A 19464-nucleotide genomic window follows, 5' to 3' on the forward strand; every position below is an offset into this window, starting at 1 on the left:
GCCCGGTTACATTCCGAACCCGGAAGCTAAGCCTTTCAGCGCCGATGGTACTGCAGGGGGGACCCTGTGGGAGAGTAGGACGCCGCCGAACAATCTTTCAAAGGACCCTTGGTCCAGCGTTCAACGCTGGACCAAGGGTCCTTTTGTTTTTTGTATCTCTTTACGCCGAAGCGCGGCCATGGGTTGGTTGCGCGAGAATGACTAGCGGTACCCCGAAGACAGGAGTCACACCCATGTCCAACTCTCCCGACGATCGTCCGGAGCGCGAGCCTCGTCGCAACGACGGCGGTGACAGGGGCGGCTACCGCGGGGGCCGTGACGACCGTGGCGGTGACCGTGGTGGCTTCCGCCGCGACGACCGCGGCGGCCGGCCCACCGGTGGTGGCGGCGGTTTCCGCCGTGACGACCGCGGTGGGCGTCCCGCCGGCAGCAGCGGCGGCGGCTTCCGTCGCGATGACCGCGGTGGCGACCGCCCGTCCTACCCGCGTCGTGACGATGACCGTGGTGGCTTCCGTGGCGGTCGTGACGACCGTGGTGGCGACCGTCCCTCGTACCCGCGTCGCGACGACCGCGGTGAGCGCCCCTCGGGCGGCGGCTTCCGTCGCGACGACCGTGGTGAGCGCCCCTCCGGCGGCGGCTTCCGCGGCCGCGAGGACCGTCCCTCCTACCCCCGTCGTGACGACCGTGGTGGCGACCGTCCGTCCTACCCGCGCCGTGACGACCGTGGCGAGCGCCCCTCGGGCGGCGGTTTCCGTCGTGACGACCGTGGTGAGCGTCCCTCGTACCCGCGTCGCGACGACGACCGTGGTGGGCGTCCCTCGTACCCGCGTCGTGATGACGACCGTGGTGGTTTCCGCGGTGGTCGTGATGACCGTGGTGGCGACCGCCCGTCCTACCCGCGCCGCGACGACCGCGGTGAGCGTCCCTCCGGCGGTGGCTTCCGCGGCCGCGAGGACCGTCCCTCCTACCCGCGCCGCGATGACGACCGTGGTGGGCGTCCCTCGTACCCGCGTCGTGATGACGACCGTGGTGGCCGTCCTTCCTACCCGCGTCGTGACGATGACCGTGGTGGTTTCCGCGGTGGTCGTGATGACCGTGGTGGCGACCGCCCGTCCTACCCGCGCCGTGACGACCGTGGCGAGCGCCCGTCCGGCGGCGGTTTCCGTCGTGACGACCGTGGTGAGCGTCCCTCGTACCCGCGTCGCGACGACGACCGTGGTGGCCGTCCCTCGTACCCGCGTCGTGATGACGACCGTGGTGGTTTCCGCGGTGGTCGTGATGACCGTGGTGGCGACCGCCCGTCCTACCCGCGCCGTGACGACCGTGGCGAGCGCCCCTCGGGCGGCGGTTTCCGTCGTGACGACCGTGGTGAGCGTCCCTCGTACCCGCGTCGCGACGACGACCGTGGTGGGCGTCCTTCCTACCCGCGTCGTGATGACGACCGTGGTGGTTTCCGTGGCGGTCGTGATGACCGTGGTGGCGACCGCCCGTCCTACCCGCGCCGCGACGACCGCGGTGGCGACCGCGGCGGGTACCGCGGCCGTGATGACCGTGGTGGCGACCGCGGTGGCTACCGTGGCGGCCGCGATGACCGCGGCGGTGACCGCGACTACCGTGCGGACCGCGACCGGGACCCGGTCAAGCGGCTTCCGATCGACGAGGACGTCACCGGTCTGGAGATCGACTCCGATGTCCGCCAGGAGCTCCTGAGCCTGCCCAAGGGGCTGGCCGAGGAGGTCTCCCGCAACCTGGTCATGGTGGCCCGGCTGATCGACGAGGACCCGGAGCAGGCGTACGCGTACTCGCGCATCGCCCTGCGCCTGGCCTCCCGCGTCGCCGCCGTCCGCGAGGCCGCCGGCTTCGCCGCGTACGCCACGCAGAAGTACAGCGAGGCGCTCGCGGAGTTCCGCGCCGCCAAGCGCATGACCGGATCCGTCGAGCTGTGGCCCGTCATGGCCGACTGCGAGCGCGGCCTCGGCCGCCCCGAGCGCGCGCTGGCCATGGCCGGCGAGCCCGAGGTGCAGAAGCTGGACAAGGCCGGCCAGGTCGAGATGCGCCTGGTCGCCGCCGGCGCCCGGCGGGACATGGGGCAGCTCGACGCCGCCATCGTGACCCTGCAGAGCCCGGAACTGGCCTCCAACTCCGTCCAGCCGTGGACCGCGCGCCTGCGGTACGCCTACGCCGACGCGCTGCTGGCGGCCGGCCGTGAGGACGAGGCGCGCGAGTGGTTCGCCAAGACGGTCGAGGCGGACAAGGACGGCTCGATGGACGCCTCCGACCGGCTCGCCGAGCTGGACGGGGTCGAGTTCGTCGACGCGCTCGCGGCCGACGAGTCCGACGACGTCGACGACGAGGACGACGAGCAGGACGCCGCCGAGGTGGCAGCCGCCGAGCGCGCCTCCGACCAGGCCGAGTACTACGACGAGGACGACGAGGAGTACGAGCCCCTCGAGCGTTCCGCGGCGGACGCCGACGTCGAGGTCACCGACGAGATCGCCGTCGTCGAGGACGAGGACGAGGACCAGGACGACGCGCAGGGCCGCGACAAGGGCTGAACGCCGGACCGGCTGAACTGAACAAGGGCGGCACCCCTCCGGGGGTGCCGCCCTTTCCCGTATCCGCGGCCGGTTGCGCCGGTCGCGCCGGTCGCGCCGATCGGGGTCAGTTCAGGCTGCGCAGGACCAGACCCGTGGCCGGCTTCGGGCCGAACGAGGTCGACTTGCGGGGCATCGTGACGCCCTGGCGGGCCAGGTCCCGGACGACCTGCTCCCGTACCGGGTGCAGCAGGACCGCGGTGCCGCCGTGCCGCTCGGCCATGGCGACGGTGGCCGCCGCGTCGTGGATGTAGGTGATCTGGTCGGGGGTGTCCGGGATCTGCCACACGGCGTCGAGCAGGGTCGCGTGCAGGACGGTCGCGTCCAGTCGACGCCAGGCCTCGGGCCGGTCGCGGCGCACGGTGCGTTCCAGGAGGTCCAGATCCGGGTCGGTGACCAGGTGGAAGGTCCCGTCGCCGGAGAGCAGGAAGGCGTTGCCGCGCTCCGCTGCGTCGGCGAGGGCCTCCAGGGCGAGCGGCAGCGGGCCGTCGACCGGGCGGACGCGGAAGCTGCCCTCGACGGCGGCCAGGGCGTCCGCGACCGGGATGCGGCGCAGCATCCGGTGGATGGCGCGGACCTGGAGCGGGTAGCGGGCCGTGTCGACGAGGAGGACCAGCCCGAAGTCCCAGGCGGTGGGCGACTGGTGCTCCTCCTGGAGGCGCAGGTACGTCGCCCAGCGGTGGTGTCCGTCGGCGATGAGCGCCTGGCGGTGGCCGAGGTCGGCCGTGACGGCCGCCAGGTCGGCGGGGTCCGTGATGGCCCACAGCCGGTGCCGGAAGCCGTCCTCGGTGGTGGTGGCCAGCAGCGGGGTGCCGGCGGCGGTCCGCTCGACGACCTCGGCGGCACCGGCCGCGGGGTCGTCCCCGAGGTAGGTGAGGAGGAGGGGCTCCAGATTGGCCGAAGCCGCACGCATCAGACCGGCCCGGTCGGTGACCACGTCCGGCATCACGTCCTCGTGCGGGAGGACGATGCCGGCGTCGGGCTTCGACAGGGCGAGGGCGCCGATCAGACCGCGCTGCAGCAGGCCGCCCTTGCGCTGCTCGTAGACGTAGAGCGCGGGCTCGGGGTCGGCGCTGAGGATGCCGTTGCGGAGCCAGTCGTGCAGGGTGCGCGCGGCCTGTTCGTTGCGTTCGGCGGGGGTGTCGGCCTGCGGCAGGATCAGGCGGACGATGTTGTGCGGATCGGCGGACTGCAGGTGGTCGACGCCATCGGGGCGAACGACCACGTCGTACGGCGGTGAGGTGACGGCGGCCAGGCTGCCGACACGCTCCGGGTCATAGCGCAGTCCATGGAAGGGGATCAGGCGCAGCCCGTCGTCCGCGGTACCAGATGTGGTCATTGGTGCATGGTAAGACGCGTCTCGCGATGCGGGATGATCGGGTGAGCAAGACCGCAGCACAGGCAGTCGGGATCGGTCACGGACCGGTCGGGGATCGAATGGACAGGGAGCCGACAGGATGACCCGGAGCAGGACGAGTCCGGCGGGCAGCGAGCGCAGCCTGCACCAGGCGTACGACACGGCCCTGCTGGACCTGGACGGGGTGGTGTACGCGGGTGGTGAGGCGATCGCGCACGCGGCGCAGTCGCTGGCGGCGGCCCGGGCCGACGGGATGCACCTCGCGTACGTCACGAACAACGCGCTGCGGACGCCGGAGGCGGTCGCCGAGCACCTGGGCGAGCTGGGGATCCCGACCGAGGCCGGTGAGGTGATCACGTCCGCGCAGGCCGTGGCCCGGCTGATCTCGGAGCAGGTGGAGCCGGGGTCGAAGGTGCTGGTGATCGGCGGGGAGGGGCTGCGGATCGCGTTGCGCGAGCGGGGGCTCGTGCCGGTGGACTCCGCAGACGAGGAGGGGCTCGCGGCGGTCGTCCAGGGGTACGGGGGCCCGGACCTGCCGTGGTCGCGGTTCGCGGAGGCCTCGTACGCGATCCACCGCGGGGTGCCGTGGTACGCGTCGAACACCGACCTGACGATTCCGGGGGCGCGCGGGATCGGGCCCGGGAACGGGGCCGCGGTCGAGGTCGTGCGGATCGCCACGGGTGCGGAGCCGCAGGTGGCGGGCAAGCCGCTGCCCCCGATGCACCGGGAGACGGTGCTGCGGACCGGGGCGCAGCGGCCGCTGGTGGTCGGGGACCGGCTGGACACGGACATCGAGGGCGCGTTCAACGGGGAGGTGGACTCGCTGCTGGTGCTGACCGGGGTGACGGACGGGGCGCAGCTGTTGCGGGCCGAGCCGCGGCACCGGCCGACGTACGTGGACCGGGACCTGCGGGGGCTGCTGACGGGGCAGCCGGAGGTCGTGGCGGAGGGTGAGGGCTTCCGGTGCGGGGGCTGGACCGCGGTCGCGGCTGCTGACGTACTGGAGTTGCGGGGCGAGGGCGATCCGCTCGACGGGCTGCGGGCGCTGTGCGCGGCGGCCTGGACGCAGGCGGGCGAGGGTTCCTGCACGCTGGATGCGGGGAAGGCGCTGGCCCGGATCGGGCTGTAGGCGCGGGCGGTCGGTGGCGGCGGCGGTACCCGGTCCGCGGTCCGCGGGGTCATGACGGGTCCCGACGCGGTTGCGCACGGGCTGATCAGGGCGAACGGCACGCGGCTGGGCGCAGGGTAGGCTAACCTAACCTGCGTGTTGGTCGAGAGTCCTCCTGAACAGAGCGCGGCGCCGGTCGCCGCCGCCCGTCCGCGGCGCGCGGCCCGCGCCGCCGGTCTGCTCGGCGCCCTCGCGGTGCTGGCCCTGATCGCGGTGGCGAGCATCGCCGTCGGCGCCAGGCAGATGCCCCTCGACCAGGTCTGGCACGGCCTGTTCCACTACGCGGGTACGCCCTCCGACGTCGTCGTGCGCGACCTGCGGGTGCCCCGCACCCTCCTCGGGCTGATGGTCGGGCTCGGCCTCGGTCTCTCCGGCGCGGTGATGCAGGCGCTGACGCGCAATCCGCTGGCCGAACCGGGCATCCTCGGCGTCAACGCGGGCGCCGCGGCCGCCGTGGTCTCGGCCATCACCTTCCTCGGGGTCTCCTCGCTCAGCGCGTTCGTGTGGTGGGCCTTCCTGGGCGCCGCCGTCGTCTCCGTCGTGGTCTACGTGCTCGGCGGCAGCCGCAGCGCGACGCCGGTCCGCCTCGCGCTCGCCGGTACCGCGGCCAGTGCGGCGCTGGTCGGCTACATCAACGCCGTGCAGCTGGTGGACAGCAAGGCGCTGGACAAGCTCCGCTTCTGGACCGTCGGCTCGCTGGCTTCCGCGAACATGGAGACCGTCCGGCAGGTCGCCCCGTTCCTGCTGCTCGGCGCGGTGATCGCACTGTCCCTGGGCCGGCCGCTGAACGCGATGGCCATGGGTGACGACACCGCGCGGGCCCTCGGCGCCCACCTGACGCGGACCCGGATCGCCGCGATGGTCTCCATCACCCTGCTGTGCGGGGCGGCGACCGCCGCCTGCGGGCCGATCGTCTTCATCGGGCTGATGATCCCGCATCTGGTGCGGTTGCTCACCGGTCCCGACATGCGGTGGGTGCTCGCCTACTCGGCGGTCCTCTCGCCGGTGCTGCTGCTCGGCGCGGACGTCATCGGCCGGGTCGTCACCCGGCCCGCCGAACTCCAGGTCGGCATCATCACCGCACTCATCGGCGGACCCGTCTTCATCCATCTCGTCCGGCGCAAGAGGATGGCCCAGCTGTGACCGTCGACCTCCGGGCGGACCGGCCCGGCTCCCGGGGGCCCCGTGCCCTGCGCGGCCCCGGCGGGCTGTCCCTGCGCCTGGAGCCCCGAGCGCTCGTGGCCGGGCTGCTGCTCGCCGTGGCCGCGCTGGCGATGGCCGTCGTCCTCATCGGCACCGGCGACTTCGAGATCGCGCCCTGGGACGTCGTGCAGACCCTGCTCGGCAACGGCACGCCCGCGCACGACTTCATCGTCAACGACCTGAGGCTGCCGCGGGTGCTGGTCGCCCTGCTGGTGGGCGCCGCACTCGGGATGGCCGGGGCGGTCTTCCAGTCGGTCTCCCGCAATCCGCTCGGCTCGCCGGACCTGCTCGGCTTCAGCTACGGCGCGTCGGTCGGCGCGCTCACCGTGATCGTCCTGTTCAAGGGCGACGCGAACGCGGTCGCGGGGGGCGCGCTGGCGGGCGGACTGCTGACCGGCGTCCTCGTCTACCTGCTCTCGTACAAGCGCGGCATCCACGGCTACCGGCTGGTGCTGGTCGGCATCGGCGCCTCGGCGATGCTCGTCGCCGTCATCAACTACCTGCTGACCAGGGCCCAGCTCGTCGAGGCCACCCGCGCGATGGTCTGGCTGACCGGCTCGCTCGCCGGCCGGGACTGGAGCCAGGTCTGGCCGCTGCTGGGGACCTGCGCGGTGCTGTTCCCGCTCGTCCTCGGCCAGGGCAGGGCCCTGCGGATGATGGAGATGGGCGACGACGCCGCGTACGCCCTCGGGGTACGGGTCGAGCGCACGCGGATGCTGCTGATGCTCGCGGCGGTCCTGCTGACCACCGCGGCCGCCGCTGCCGCCGGACCCATCTCCTTCGTCGCCCTGGCCGCGCCCCAGCTGGCCCGGCGCCTGACCCGCTCACCCGGGTCGAACCTGCTCACCGGCGCGCTGACGGGCTCCGTCCTGCTGCTCGTGTCCGACTGGGCCTCACAGCGAGCCTTCGGCTCCGACCAGTTGCCGGTGGGTGTGGTGACCGGACTGGTCGGCGGTGTCTACCTGCTCTGGCTGCTCGTCACCGAGCGCAGGGCGGGGCGTATATGAGCACGGACATGAGTAACTCAAGGAGTACGCAGGTGCAGCGGCTGACCGCGCAGAACGTGACCCTCGGCTATGAGCAGCGGGTCATCGCCGAGGACCTGTCGGTGGAGATCCCCGACCACTCCTTCACGGTGATCGTCGGACCCAACGCCTGCGGCAAGTCCACGCTGCTGCGCGCCCTGTCGCGGATGCTGAAGCCGTCCGCGGGGCGCGTGCTGCTGGACGGGCAGGCCATCGGGTCGATGCCGGCCAAGAAGGTCGCCAGGACGCTGGGCCTGCTGCCGCAGTCCTCGATCGCGCCGGACGGGATCACCGTCGCCGACCTGGTCTCGCGCGGCCGGTACCCGCACCAGGGGCTGCTGCGCCAGTGGTCGCCGCAGGACGAGCGGATCGTCCTCGAATCGATGGCCTCGACCGGGGTCGCGGAGCTCGCGGACCGGTCGGTGGACGAGCTGTCGGGCGGGCAGCGCCAGCGGGTGTGGATCGCGATGGCGCTCGCGCAGCAGACGCCGCTGCTGCTGCTGGACGAGCCGACCACGTACCTGGACATCCAGCACCAGATCGACGTGCTGGACCTGTGCGCAGAACTGCACGAGAACCAGGGCCGGACCCTGGTCGCCGTGCTGCACGACCTCAACCACGCGGCCCGCTACGCCACGCACCTGATCGCGATGCGCGGCGGGAAGGTCGTTGCGGAGGGGCCGCCGTCGGAGGTGGTCACGGCGGAGCTGGTGGAGAGGGTGTTCGGGCTGCGCTGCCAGATCATCGACGACCCGGAGACGGGCACCCCGTTGGTGATCCCGGCCGCGCGCAGGGCCCTGGCCGGGCGTTCGACGGGCGAGGGCGGCGCGGGCTGACGTCGGGCCCCAGGCGTCACAGCAGGCTCTTGAGGCGGAGCAGGTCGCGGAACCCGGCCTCCAGACGGACCCGGCCGGAAGCCCAGGCCTTGGCGAACTTCAGCTCGCCCGCGACCATCGCCACCAGGTCGTCCCCGGTCATCGCGAGCCGGATCTCGGCCTTGGTGGCGGGCGGGCCGGGGGAGACCGCGTCGACCCGGATCCGGCCGCCGTCGAGGCGGCCGGTGAAGGTCTGGTCGAGGTCGGTGATGTGGCAGCTCAGGGAGCGGTCCAGCGCGGCGGCACCGCGCACGCTGCCGTCGGCCTGTGCGAGGTTGTCGGAAAGTCGGTCGAGTGCGGCTCGGCACTCATCGATCGTAGCCATCGTGATCTCGACCGTACCGCAGAGCCGTGCTCGGCCGCCCGGGCGCTTCGGGGTAGCGTCGGGGCATGACCGACGACTTCGCCGACGCGGCGGCGGGCACACCGGATGTACCGGGTGAACAGGGCGAACCGGGCCTGTCCGGAGAACCCGGCGCATCCGGGGCCGCAGGAGACTCCGGGGCGGCAGGCGACTCCCCGGCCGCAGGGGACTCCGGGGCGGCCGGTGCGGGCGGGGAAGCCGCGCCGGAGCCCTCCGCCGGGCCCGCCGGCCCCGAGCCCCTCGGCCTCGTCCGCACGCCCACCGGCCACGCCGGGGTCGACGCGCACCTGGAGCGGCTGGCCGACGCCGACCACCTCACGGCGGACGGACACGTCGCGGTGTACGAGGATGTGCACAGGGGGTTGCGCGACGCGCTGAGCGCGCTGGACGCACCACCCGTCCCCGGACCGTACGAAAACAGGAGCTGAACCGAACGTGGCAGGAGTGGCACGCCGCCGCCTGGACGCCGAACTGGTACGCCGCAGCATGGCCCGCTCGCGCGAGCACGCCGCCCAGCTGATCGCCGCGGGCCGGGTGACCGTCGGGGGCGCCACCGCGACCAAGGCGGCCACCCAGGTCGAGACCAGCGCGGCCCTGGTGGTCCTCAAGGACGACAGCGACCCCGACTACGTCTCCCGGGGCGGCCACAAGCTGGCCGGCGCACTGGCGGCCTTCCAGCCGCTGGGGCTGGCCGTCGAAGGCCGCCGGGCGCTGGACGCGGGCGCCTCCACCGGCGGGTTCACCGATGTGCTGCTGCGCGCGGGCGTGGCCCACGTGATGGCCGTCGACGTCGGCTACGGGCAGCTCGCCTGGTCGCTGCAGAGCGACGACCGGGTCACCGTCAAGGACCGGACGAACGTCCGCGAGCTCACGGTCGAGCAGCTCGACGGGGTCCCGGTCGACCTCGTCGTCGGGGACCTGTCCTTCATCTCCATCGGCCTGGTGCTGCCCGCACTGGTGCGCTGCTGCGCGCCGGACGCGGACCTGGTGCTGATGGTCAAGCCGCAGTTCGAGGTCGGCAAGGACCGGCTCGGCAGCGGCGGCGTCGTGCGCAGCCCGGAGCTGCGGGCGGAGGCCGTGCGTGAGGTGGCGGCCCAGGCGGCGAAGCTGGGGCTCGGCGTGCTCGGGGTCACCGCGAGTCCGCTGCCCGGCCCGTCGGGGAACGTCGAGTACTTTCTGTGGCTGCGGGCGGGGGCACCGGCACTCGACCCGGAGGATGTTGACCGAGCAGTAGCGGAGGGGCCGCAGTGACTGAATCAGCGGACAGGTCGGATACCTCGGAATCACCGGTCCCGACGGAGGGGCGGACCGTCTTCCTGCTCGCGCACACCGGGCGGCCGGCGGCCATCCGCAGTGCCGAGCTGGTCGTACAGGGATTGCTGAAGAGCGGGCTGGGCGTACGGGTCGTCGAGCACGAGGCAAGAGACCTGCCGCTGCCGCCCGAGGTGGAGCTGGTGGCCGAGTGCACCCCCGTGGCGCTCGAAGGCTGCGAGCTGCTGATCGTGCTGGGCGGCGACGGGACGCTGCTGCGCGGCGCGGAGTTCGCGCGCGGCTCGGGAGTGCCGATGCTGGGCGTGAACCTGGGCAGGGTGGGGTTCCTCGCGGAGGCCGAGCGGGACGACCTGGACAAGGTCGTGGACCGGGTCGTGACGCGGGCCTACGAGGTCGAGGAGCGGATGACGCTCGACGTGCTCGTACGGACGAACGGCGACGTCATCCACCGGGACTGGGCGCTGAACGAGGCGGCCGTCCAGAAGGTGTCGCCCGAACGGATGCTCGAAGTGGTCCTGGAGATCGACGGGCGCCCGGTGTCCGGCTTCGGCTGCGACGGGATCGTCTGCGCGACCCCGACCGGTTCGACGGCGTACGCCTTCTCCGCGGGCGGGCCGGTGGTCTGGCCGGAGGTGGAGGCGCTGCTGATGGTGCCGATCAGTGCGCACGCCCTATTCGCGAAGCCTTTGGTCACCTCGCCCGACTCGGTGCTGGCGGTGGAGGTGCAGACCGGGGTCCCGCACGGGGTGCTGTGGTGCGACGGCCGCCGGACCCTGGAGCTGCCGGCCGGGGCCCGGGTGGAGGTCCGGCGGGGCGCGGTGCCGGTGCGGCTCGCCCGGCTGCACCACGCGTCGTTCACGGACCGGCTCGTCGCCAAGTTCGCGCTGCCGGTGTCGGGGTGGCGCGGAGCGCCCCACTAATAGCACATGCGTTCGGGAAACTCTCGACGGGTGACGTCACATGGCACCGGTGAAACCTCGGTATCGTCGTCCCGTGCTTGAGGAGATGCGGATACGGTCGCTCGGGGTCATCGACGACGCGGTGGTCGAGCTGTCGCCCGGTTTCACCGCGGTGACCGGCGAGACCGGCGCGGGCAAGACGATGGTCGTCACCAGCCTCGGCCTGCTGCTCGGCGGTCGCGCCGACCCGGCCCTGGTGCGGATCGGGGCCAAGGCGGCGGTCGTGGAGGGCCGCATCGTCCTGCGCCCGGACGCGCCCGCCGCCGTGCGCGCAGAGGAAGCCGGGGCCGAGCTCGACGACGGCGCCCTGCTGATCAGCCGGACCGTGTCCGCCGAGGGGCGCTCACGCGCCCACGTCGGCGGCCGCTCCGTGCCCGTCGGCCTGCTCGGCGAGCTCGCCGACGACCTCGTCGCCGTACACGGGCAGACCGACCAGCAGGGGCTGCTGCGGCCCGCCCGCCAGCGCCAGGCCCTCGACCGGTACGCCGGCGACGCGGTCGCCGTCCCGCTGGAGAAGTACGGAGCCGCCTACCGGCGGCTGCGCGCCGTCGCCGTCGAACTCGACGAGATCACCACCCGGGCCCGGGAACGCGCCCAGGAGGCCGACCTGCTGCGCTTCGGCCTCGACGAGATCGCGGCCGTGCAACCGCTGGCCGGTGAGGACGCCGAGCTGGCGGCGGAGGCGGAACGGCTCGGCCACGCCGAATCGCTGGCCTCGGCGGCACAGATCGCCCATGCGGCCCTCGCCGGCGACGTCGAGGACCCGGAGGGCGTCGACGCCAACACGCTCGTCGCGGGCGCACACCGGGCCCTGGAAGCCGTACGGACCCACGACGCGGCGCTCGGCGCGCTCGCCGAACGGATCGGGGAGCTCGGGATCCTGCTCGCCGACGTCGCCGGGGAACTCGCCGGCTACGCCGACGACCTGGACGCCGATCCACTGCGGCTCGCCGCGGTGGAGGAGCGGCGGGCGGCCCTGACCCAGCTGACCCGCAAGTACGGCGATTCGATCGACGCCGTACTGGAGTGGGCCGAACGGGGCTCGGCGCGGCTGCTGGAACTGGACGGCGACGACGAGCGGATCACCGAACTGACCGCCGAACGCGACGGGCTGCGGGCCGAGCTGTCGCTGCTGGCACAGGCGCTGACCGACGCGCGGGTGGAGGCGGCCACGCGGTTCGCCTCGGCCGTCACGCAGGAGCTGGCGTCGCTGGCGATGCCGCACGCGCGGGTGACCATCGACATCCGGCAGGTCGAGGACCCCGACGGGGTGGACGTGGACGGCCGCCCGGTCGCGTACGGGCCCTCGGGCACGGACGAGGTCGAACTGCTGCTGGCCCCCCACCCCGGCGCCCAGCCGCGGCCGATCGCCAAGGGCGCCTCGGGCGGTGAGCTGTCGCGCGTGATGCTGGCGGTGGAGGTCGTCTTCGCGGGCTCCGACCCGGTGCCGACGTACCTCTTCGACGAGGTCGACGCGGGCGTCGGCGGCAAGGCCGCCGTCGAGGTCGGGCGGCGGCTCGCGAAGCTGGCCAAGTCGGCGCAGGTCGTGGTCGTCACGCACCTGCCGCAGGTCGCCGCGTTCGCGGACCGGCAGCTGCTCGTCGAGAAGACCAACGACGGGTCCGTGACGCGCAGCGGGGTCACCGTCCTCGAAGGCGAGGACCGCGTCCGGGAGCTCTCGCGCATGCTGGCCGGCCACGAGGACTCCGCTTCCGCGCGGGCGCACGCCGAGGAACTGCTGGCGGCGGCGCGGGCCGACGCCTAGGCCTGTCCTTCGGCCCGGACCGGGCCCGGGACGGACACCGTCCCGGGCCCGCGCGCCGGGTCCCGCGCTACGCCGTGTGGGTGAGGCTCGGGGGCGCGCGGCGGTATCTCCTGCGGGATCCGCACCCGTATGGTCCCGGAACGCGCGTGCGGACTGGCATCCTGGGCGACGACTCTGCCTCCCTCACCCTGGAGCTTCGGCCCGTGAGCAGCTCCCCGGTCTCGATCCCGGCCCCCGCGCAGCCGTACGGGCGGCCACCGCTCCGTACCGTCCAAGTGCTGGGCGGCGCCGGCGCGGGCAGCAGCGCGCACGTACGGTCGCTCACCACCGGGCTCGCCGCTCGCGGGGTGCGGGTCACGGTGTGCGCACCCGTCGAAGCGGAGGGGGAGTACGACTTCACCGGCGCCGGGGCGCACTTCACCCCTGACGCGGCGAACGCGCTGCGCGCCGCGTGCGCCGGGGCGGACGTGGTGCACGCGCACGGCGTACGGGCCGGAATGCGGGCCGCGCTGGCGCTGCGCGGGCGCCGGGTACCGCTCGTGGTGAGCTGGCACGGCGGCGGCCCGGCGGCCGACGGGGCGTGGGGGCGGCTCGGCCGGGTGCTGGAGCGCCGCGTGGCGCGGGCCGCGGCGGTGGTGCTGGGGGCGTCCTCGGACCAGGTGGACCTGGCACGGGCCCGGGGCGCGCGGGACGCCAGGCTGGCGCCGGTGGCCGTGCCGATGGGGCCGCCGGGGGCGGCCGCACCGGACGCCGCCGCGGATCCAGGCAAGGCGCGGGCGGAACTGGGCGCGGTGGGACGGCCGTTGCTGATCGCGGTCGGCAGCCTGGTGGAACACCGGGGGTATCCCGTGCTCCTGGACGCGGCGCGGGCGTGGCGGGTGCTGGAGCCGCTGCCGCTCGTGGTGATCGCCGGGGAGGGCCCGCAGCGGGCCGAGCTGGCGAGGCGGATCGAGGCGGAGGGACTGCCGGTGCGGCTGCTGGGACGGCGCCGGGACGCGGCGCAGCTGCTGGCGGCGGCGGACGTCGCGGTGCTGCCGAGCCGGTGGGAGGCGCGGTCCCTGCTGGCGCAGGAGGCCCTGCGGGCGGGGGTCCCGCTGGTCGCGACGGCGGTCGGGGGCGTGCCGGAGCTGGTCGGGGACGCGGGTGTCCTGGTGCCGTACGGGGACCCGGCCGCGCTGGCCTCGGCGGTGACGGACCTGCTGGCGGACCCGGCGCGGTGCGCCGCACTGGCGGCGGCGGGCCACGCCCAGGCCGCCACCTGGCCCACGGAGGACGACACGGTGGCCCAGATCCTGTCGATCTACGACGAACTCACGTCCGTCCCCCGCCCCTGACCCCGCTCCCGAGCCCCGATCGCCGTCCGCCGGCCCCCTGGGCGCCGGATGGGGGCCCGCAGGGGCGTGTGGCGCGGGGAGGGCCTCAGGAAGTGGTGTGGCGGCGGGCCCGGAGGGCCAGGCTGAGGGAGAGGACCGTCTCCGGGTCGTCCAGGTCGGTGCCCAGGAGTTCCGCGATGCGGGCCAGGCGGTTGTACAGCGTCTGCCGGTTGAGGTGCAGCTCGCGCGCCGTCTCCGCCTTCCGCCCCGCATGCGCCAGGTACGTCTCCAGGGTGGGCAGGAGCGGTGGCCGGGACGCCGCGTCGTGGACGCGCAGCGGCCCGATCGCCCGGTCCACGAAGGCCGCCAGGTCGGGGTGTTCCCGCAGCCGCCACAGCAGCAGGTCGATGTCCAGCCGCCGGGCGTCGTACCAGGGCCGGGAGGGCAGCCCGTGGGCCGCCGTGGCGGTCTCGGCGGCGTGCCGCAGGCCCGAGGAGGCCGCCGCCCAGCCGCCCGCCACGCCGACGACCACCGCCGGCGGGGCCGCCGCGCGGTCCAGGCCGGCCCGTTCCACACCGGCCCGCAGCGCCGCCGCGACCCGGTCCGCGACCGCGGTGCGTTCCGATTCCGCCCTGAGCGACACCAGCAGCGGCACCCGGCCCTCCACCGGCCGGACCCCGAGGAGCACGGGCACGCCGACCGACGACAGTTCCTCCAGGACCGCCCGGGCCAGGACGGCCCAGTTCCCCGACGGGCCGAGGTCGGAGCCCAGCCGCATGACGACGGGCAGGAGCGGACCGGCCCCCGGTTTGAAGCCCAGGACGCGCGCCTGCGCCGGGGCGTCCTCCGCCGAGATGCGGCCTTCCGCGAGGTCGGTGAGGAAGTCGCCGCGGCCCCGCGCGGCCAGCTCCTCCTCCTGGCGGGCCTGCATCAGGACGACGGCCAGCACGCCCGCCGTCCGCTCCGCCGCCATCCGGTGGACGGGCAGCAGCGGCGCCGACACGCCCAGCAGGACCACCCGGGCGCGCACCGAGCCGGTTCCGTGGCCGCCGCCGGGGACGTCGACCACCACCGCGTTGGCCGACGGCCCCGCCTCGCGCTGGCCCCGCAGGCCCTCCCACACCTGGAGCGGATCGGCCGCGGCCTCCCCGGAGACCGGGCCCGCCGCGTACAGGAGCTGCCCGTCCGGGGTCTCCAGGAACACCGGGTTGGCGGTGAAGTCGGCCAGGATGTGCAGGACCTGGGGGATTCCGCCGCCGCTGAGCAGGGCCTCCGTGCACCGCCGGTGGATCTCCTCGGCCCGCTGGAGCAGGGCGTAGTGGTGGTTGACGATCTCGGTGTGGACCTCCTCCGTCACCGTCACGAACGGCACTTCGCGGTGGAGTTGGACCAGCGGGAGGCCGGCCGTGCGCGCGGTCTCGACGAGGGTCGCCGGGAGCCGGGTGAAGCGCGGGCCCAGTTCGACCACCAGCGCGGCGATCCCCCGGTCCGCGAGGCGCCGTACGAAGGCACGCTGCTCGGCGGGCCGGGTGCCGAGGCCCAGCCCGGTGGTCAGCAGCAGTTCCCCGCCCTTGAGCAGGGACGCGATGTTCGGCACCTCGCCCGCGTGCACCCAGCGCACGGTCCGGCCGAGCCGGTCGGCGCCCGCCACCACCTCCGGCAGCCCGCTGCGCAGCCCGGGCAGCTCCAGTGCCCGCTGAACGGTGATCCCGCCCTGGTTGTCCATGTCGCGGGACGCTACCGGCCGTCCGGTTCCCGGCGCATCACCGGGCGGGGCAGAGGTCCGGTATGTCCCCGTCCGGGCCGGGACGCCGACCGGGTCACGCGGGCTTGATGTTGTGGTTGAAGCGGAACACGTTGTCCGGGTCGTACGCCCGCTTCACCGCGGCCAGCCGGGTCAGGTTCTCCGCGCCGAGGCCCGCCGCCACCCGCTCGGGTCCCTCGTCGCCGGTGAAGTTGAGGTAGACCGCGCCCGTGCTCCACGGCTGCACGTGGTTGCGCACGTCGCGGACCCACTGCCGGCAGCGTTCGTCCTCGGCCGGGTCCTCCCAGACGCCGAAGGGGTGCACCGCCCACGGCGAGTCCCGGTACGGAACCGGGAACTCGGCGGGTCCGTCCGCGATGGCGCCGCCCAGCGGGAACAGCACGTGCTGGGTCGGGGTCGGTACCGGCATCACGTCGCCCAGCGCGCAGAAGACGCTGACGAGTTCGTCCGGCAGGCCGGTCAGGTACTCCGCCGACCAGTAGTTCCGCAGGCCGGGAGGGTCGTCCAGCATGCACTGGAAGTCCGCGTACGGGAGGGCCATGAGCACCTCCGCCGAGTGCGGCAGCGCGAGCAGCGGCTCGGCCAGCTTGCGCAGCGCCTCCTCGCCGCCCGCGTACGTGAGCAGCGCGCCCGCCACGAGGGTTCCGACCAGGGGCGGCGGTACGAACGGCTCCGGCGGGGCGGTCATGTAGATCAGGCCGCCGCCCACCTCGGCCGGGCCGCTTTCGAGTACCTCGCGGTAGGTGCGCACCACCTCGGGTCCGGCCTCCGGCGGGTATAGCAGCAGGCAGATCGCGAACTCCGGCAGTTCGTGCAGGCGCAGCGTGATCGAGGTCGCGACCCCGAAGTTCCCGCCGCCGCCGTGCAGGGCCCAGAACAGCTCGGGGTTGTCCTCGGCGGTCGCCGTGACGGCGCTGCCGTCCGCGGTGACCAGGTCGACGCCGAGCAGGTTGTCGACGGCCAGCCCGAACTTCCGGTCCAGCCAGCCCGATCCGCCGCCGAGCGTGAACCCGGCGACGCCGGTGGTGGAGACCCGGCCGCCCGTGGTGGCGAGGCCGTAGGGCTGGCAGGCGCGGTCCAGCACGCTCATCACCGCGCCGCCCCCGACCCGTACGGCCTTGGCCCCGGGATGGACGGTGACCTCCTGCATCCGGCGCATGTCGACCACGACGCCACCGTCGTTGAGGGACATCCCGGCGACGCTGTGGCCACCACCGCGCACCGCGACCGGCAGGTCCAGCTCCCGGGCGAAGCGGACGGTGGTGACGACGTCCGCCTCGCTCTCGCAGCGGGCGATCACGGCCGGCCTGCGGTCGATCATCGAGTTGAAGATCGTCCGGGCCTCGTCGTACCCGGGATCGTCGGGGGCCAAGACCTCACCGGCCAGGTCCTCGCGGAGCGCCAACAGAGCCGTGCCGGCCTTCGAGTGGGGAGCCATGGCCGCGCCCCTTTCGCGCAGGAGACGAACCCTTCCAGGGTAGGCGGGGCCGATGAGGGCGGCGCGGTGGGCGGCGGCCTTGCCGCCGCCCACCTGGTCAGCCCCCGTACGCCCCGCTGGCGGTGAGGCGCAGGGCGGTGTCGATCAGGGGGACGTGGCTGAACGCCTGCGGGAAGTTGCCGACCTGGCGCTGGAGCCGCGGATCCCACTCCTCCGCCAGCAGTCCGAGGTCGTTGCGCAGGGCCAGCAGCCGCTCGAAGAGCTGGCGGGCCTCGTCGACCCGGCCGATCATCGCCAGGTCGTCGGCCATCCAGAACGAGCACGCGAGGAAGGCGCCCTCGTCGCCTTCGAGGCCGTCCACGCCGGCTTCGTCACCGGTCGTCGGGTAGCGCAGGATGAACCCGTCGGGCGTGGACAGCTCGCGCTGGATCGCCTCGATGGTGCCGATGACCCGCTTGTCGTCCGGCGGCAGGAAGCCCATCTGCGGGATCAGCAGCAGGGAGGCGTCCAGCTCCTTCGACCCGTAGGACTGCGTGAACGTGTTGCGCTCCTTGTCGTAGCCCTTCTCGCACACGTCCTGGTGGATCTCGTCGCGCAGCTCGCGCCACCGCTCCAGCGGGCCGTCCGCGTCGCCGCTCTCGATCAGCTTGATCGTGCGGTCCACCGCGACCCAGGCCATGACCTTCGAGTGCACGAAGTGGCGGCGCGGGCCGCGCACCTCCCAGATGCCCTCGTCCGGCTGGTCCCAGTGGGTCTCCAGGTAGCGGATCAGCTTCAACTGGAGCACCGAGGCGTAGTCGTTGCGCGCCAGGCCCGTCATGTGGCCCAGGTGCAGGGCCTCGGTGACCTCGCCGTACACGTCCAGCTGGAGCTGGTGCGCGGCGCCGTTGCCGACCCGGACCGGGCGGGAGTTCTCGTACCCGGGCAGCCAGTCCAGCTCGGTCTCGCCGAGTTCACGCTCGCCGGCGATCCCGTACATGATCTGCAGGTTCTCCGGGTCGCCGGCGACCGCGCGCAGCAGCCACTCGCGCCAGGCCTGGGCCTCCTCGCGGTAGCCGGTGCGCAGCAGCGAGGAGAGGGTGATGGCGGCGTCGCGCAGCCACGTGTAGCGGTAGTCCCAGTTGCGGACGCCGCCGATCTCCTCCGGCAGGGACGTGGTGGGCGCGGCGACGATGCCGCCGGTGGGGCCGTACGTGAGCGCCTTGAGGGTGATCAGGGAGCGGATGACGGCCTCGCGGTAGGGGCCGTGGTACGTGCAGTGGTCGACCCATTCGCGCCAGAACGAGGCGGTGGTCGCCAGCGCCTCCTGCGGATCGGGGGTGTCCGGGGCCCCCTTGTGGGAGGGCTGCCAGCTGATGCAGAAGGCCTTGCGGTCGCCCGGGCCGAGGGTGAAGTCGGAGTACGTGGTCAGGTCCCGGCCGTACGTCTGCGCGTCGGTGTCGAGCCAGACGGAGTCCGGGCCGGCGACGGCGACGGTGCGCCCGTCGACCTTGTGCACCCAGGGCACGACCCGGCCGTAGCTGAACCGCATGCGCAGCGCGGAGCGCATCGGGACCCGCCCGCTGACGCCCTCCACGATGCGCACCAGCTGCGGCGCGTGGTCCTCGCGGGGCGGCATGAAGTCGGTCACGCGGACCGTGCCGCGCGGGGTGTCCCACTCGGACTCCAGGATCAGCGAGTCGCCCTGGTAGCGGCGGCGGGTCGCCACGGGGGCGCCGGTGCTCCCCGGCAGCACCGGGCCGATGCGCCAGAAGCCGTGGTCCTCGGTGCCGAGGAGGCTCGCGAAGACGGCATGGGAGTCGAAACGTGGCAGACACAACCAGTCCACCGATCCGTCCCGGCAGACCAGTGCGGCGGTCTGCATGTCCCCGATCAGTGCGTAATCCTCGATGCGCCCGGACACGTAGATCTCCAGTCGAACGGCCACGTCCGCCCCGAAGGGCGCTTGCATTGCGCGGTTGCGCGGTCCCGTGGGTGTGGATCCCCGCACTGAGCTCATGATTCCGGATGCGGCCGGGTTACGCCGTCTGCCGGACTGCTCGGCGGCGATGTGAAGCGATATCCGAGCAGGATATGACGGCACCCTAGTGATCTCCTTAAGTCGGGGGGCAATATGACTCGACCAAACGGGTGACCAGCGGCAACTGCGGTGTGACCGGCCGCGGGACGGCCGGTGGCGCTGCGTCGAGCACTCGTGGCGGCGCGTGCCCGGAGGCGGACGGGCCCGGGCGCTGATAGGCTGGTACCCCGTGGACCGGTGGTCTGCCTGTGCGAATCAGGAGCCCCGAAACCGCAGCTTCGGCGCCCCCTGAGAGCCTCCGGTTCGAGATGGCCGGCGCCGGACGCACCGCACCTCACTTCGCGAC

General features: G+C 73.7%; 15 protein-coding genes, 1 rRNA gene and 1 pseudogene. 12 read left to right on the top strand and 5 right to left on the bottom strand.

Annotated elements, in window-relative coordinates; genetic code table 11:
• The 3 genes and pseudogenes from rrf to ACIPK4_RS24095 all read left to right on the top strand — a co-directional run.
• Positions 1–91, top strand: a 5S ribosomal RNA gene (gene rrf / locus ACIPK4_RS24085); the annotation flags it as partial.
• Between the two features lie 52 nt (positions 92–143).
• Positions 144–1058 (top strand): annotated as a pseudogene (locus ACIPK4_RS24090) (hypothetical protein); the annotation flags it as partial.
• Positions 1059–1754: 696 nt separating this feature from the next.
• Complete coding sequence (locus tag ACIPK4_RS24095) at positions 1755–2555, top strand: hypothetical protein (RefSeq protein ID WP_402316263.1); 801 nt, start codon at positions 1755–1757, stop codon at positions 2553–2555.
• Positions 2556–2661: 106 nt separating this feature from the next.
• Here the strand turns inward: ACIPK4_RS24095 and ACIPK4_RS24100 are convergent, their stop codons facing one another.
• Positions 2662–3933, bottom strand: coding sequence for a DUF1015 family protein (locus ACIPK4_RS24100; RefSeq protein ID WP_402315809.1), 1272 nt, complete (start codon positions 3931–3933; stop codon positions 2662–2664).
• A 118-nt stretch (positions 3934–4051) separates the two neighbouring features.
• Here ACIPK4_RS24100 and ACIPK4_RS24105 point away from each other — a divergent pair, with 118 nt between their 5' ends.
• From ACIPK4_RS24105 to ACIPK4_RS24120, 4 genes are all read left to right on the top strand, one after another.
• Positions 4052–5080 (top strand): HAD-IIA family hydrolase, encoded by a 1029-nt coding sequence (locus tag ACIPK4_RS24105; RefSeq protein WP_402315811.1) that lies wholly within the window; start codon positions 4052–4054, stop codon positions 5078–5080.
• 135 nt (positions 5081–5215) lie between these two features.
• The gene (locus ACIPK4_RS24110) at positions 5216–6262 is read left to right on the top strand and encodes a FecCD family ABC transporter permease (RefSeq protein ID WP_402315813.1); all 1047 of its coding nucleotides are present in this window, start codon (positions 5216–5218) and stop codon (positions 6260–6262) included.
• Positions 6259–7329, top strand: coding sequence for a FecCD family ABC transporter permease (locus tag ACIPK4_RS24115; RefSeq protein WP_402315815.1), 1071 nt, complete (start codon positions 6259–6261; stop codon positions 7327–7329). Before ACIPK4_RS24110 ends, ACIPK4_RS24115 begins: the two co-directional genes overlap by 4 nt.
• A gap of 8 nt (positions 7330–7337) precedes the next feature.
• Positions 7338–8183 (top strand): ABC transporter ATP-binding protein, encoded by an 846-nt coding sequence (locus tag ACIPK4_RS24120; RefSeq protein ID WP_402315817.1) that lies wholly within the window; start codon positions 7338–7340, stop codon positions 8181–8183.
• Positions 8184–8199: 16 nt separating this feature from the next.
• On the opposite strand, the gene ACIPK4_RS24125 is transcribed toward ACIPK4_RS24120, so the two are convergent.
• Complete coding sequence (locus ACIPK4_RS24125) at positions 8200–8547, bottom strand: SCP2 sterol-binding domain-containing protein (RefSeq protein WP_402315819.1); 348 nt, start codon at positions 8545–8547, stop codon at positions 8200–8202.
• Positions 8548–8612: 65 nt separating this feature from the next.
• Between ACIPK4_RS24125 and ACIPK4_RS24130 the strand changes: the two genes are divergently transcribed.
• The 5 genes from ACIPK4_RS24130 to ACIPK4_RS24150 all read left to right on the top strand — a co-directional run bounded on the left by ACIPK4_RS24130 (position 8613) and on the right by ACIPK4_RS24150 (position 13916).
• A complete protein-coding gene (locus ACIPK4_RS24130) occupies positions 8613–9014 on the top strand; it encodes a hypothetical protein (RefSeq protein WP_402315821.1) in 402 nt (133 codons plus the stop codon).
• A 7-nt stretch (positions 9015–9021) separates the two neighbouring features.
• On the top strand, positions 9022–9837 hold the full coding sequence (locus ACIPK4_RS24135) for a TlyA family RNA methyltransferase (RefSeq protein ID WP_402315823.1): 816 nt from the start codon (positions 9022–9024) through the stop codon (positions 9835–9837).
• Entirely contained in the window at positions 9834–10778 is a 945-nt protein-coding gene (locus ACIPK4_RS24140) for an NAD kinase (protein ID WP_054227650.1), read from the top strand. Before ACIPK4_RS24135 ends, ACIPK4_RS24140 begins: the two co-directional genes overlap by 4 nt.
• Before the next feature lie 85 nt (positions 10779–10863).
• Complete coding sequence (gene recN / locus ACIPK4_RS24145; protein ID WP_376200054.1) at positions 10864–12582, top strand: DNA repair protein RecN; 1719 nt, start codon at positions 10864–10866, stop codon at positions 12580–12582.
• A gap of 203 nt (positions 12583–12785) precedes the next feature.
• Positions 12786–13916, top strand: a complete 1131-nt coding sequence (locus ACIPK4_RS24150) for a glycosyltransferase family 4 protein (RefSeq protein WP_402315825.1) — start codon at positions 12786–12788, stop codon at positions 13914–13916.
• Positions 13917–14001: 85 nt separating this feature from the next.
• On the opposite strand, the gene ACIPK4_RS24155 is transcribed toward ACIPK4_RS24150, so the two are convergent.
• The 3 genes from ACIPK4_RS24155 to ACIPK4_RS24165 form a co-directional block, all read right to left on the bottom strand.
• Positions 14002–15621 carry a PucR family transcriptional regulator gene (locus ACIPK4_RS24155; RefSeq protein ID WP_402315827.1) on the bottom strand — a complete coding sequence of 540 codons (1620 nt, stop codon included), beginning with the start codon at positions 15619–15621 and terminating at the stop codon, positions 14002–14004.
• 94 nt (positions 15622–15715) lie between these two features.
• Positions 15716–17098 carry an FAD-binding oxidoreductase gene (locus ACIPK4_RS24160; RefSeq protein ID WP_402315829.1) on the bottom strand — a complete coding sequence of 461 codons (1383 nt, stop codon included), beginning with the start codon at positions 17096–17098 and terminating at the stop codon, positions 15716–15718.
• A 97-nt stretch (positions 17099–17195) separates the two neighbouring features.
• Complete coding sequence (locus ACIPK4_RS24165) at positions 17196–19049, bottom strand: glycoside hydrolase family 15 protein (RefSeq protein ID WP_107096167.1); 1854 nt, start codon at positions 19047–19049, stop codon at positions 17196–17198.
• Positions 19050–19464: the final 415 nt, after the last annotated feature.

This window comes from Streptomyces sp. NPDC086989, assembly GCF_044745505.1.
GTDB lineage: Bacteria > Actinomycetota > Actinomycetes > Streptomycetales > Streptomycetaceae > Streptomyces.

Bases quoted from the DNA above. Each gene is read 5' to 3' on its own strand.
- ACIPK4_RS24120 (WP_402315817.1), top strand. From the start codon at position 7,338: ATGAGTAACTCAAGGAGTACGCAGGTGCAGCGGCTGACCGCGCAGAAC.
- ACIPK4_RS24155 (WP_402315827.1), bottom strand. From the start codon at position 15,621: ATGGACAACCAGGGCGGGATCACCGTTCAGCGGGCACTGGAGCTGCCC.
- ACIPK4_RS24165 (WP_107096167.1), bottom strand. From the start codon at position 19,049: ATGCAAGCGCCCTTCGGGGCGGACGTGGCCGTTCGACTGGAGATCTAC.
- recN (WP_376200054.1), top strand. From the start codon at position 10,864: ATGCGGATACGGTCGCTCGGGGTCATCGACGACGCGGTGGTCGAGCTG.
- ACIPK4_RS24105 (WP_402315811.1), top strand. From the start codon at position 4,052: ATGACCCGGAGCAGGACGAGTCCGGCGGGCAGCGAGCGCAGCCTGCAC.
- ACIPK4_RS24160 (WP_402315829.1), bottom strand. From the start codon at position 17,098: ATGGCTCCCCACTCGAAGGCCGGCACGGCTCTGTTGGCGCTCCGCGAG.
- ACIPK4_RS24100 (WP_402315809.1), bottom strand. From the start codon at position 3,933: ATGACCACATCTGGTACCGCGGACGACGGGCTGCGCCTGATCCCCTTC.
- ACIPK4_RS24095 (WP_402316263.1), top strand. From the start codon at position 1,755: ATGGTGGCCCGGCTGATCGACGAGGACCCGGAGCAGGCGTACGCGTAC.
- ACIPK4_RS24125 (WP_402315819.1), bottom strand. From the start codon at position 8,547: ATGGCTACGATCGATGAGTGCCGAGCCGCACTCGACCGACTTTCCGAC.
- ACIPK4_RS24130 (WP_402315821.1), top strand. From the start codon at position 8,613: ATGACCGACGACTTCGCCGACGCGGCGGCGGGCACACCGGATGTACCG.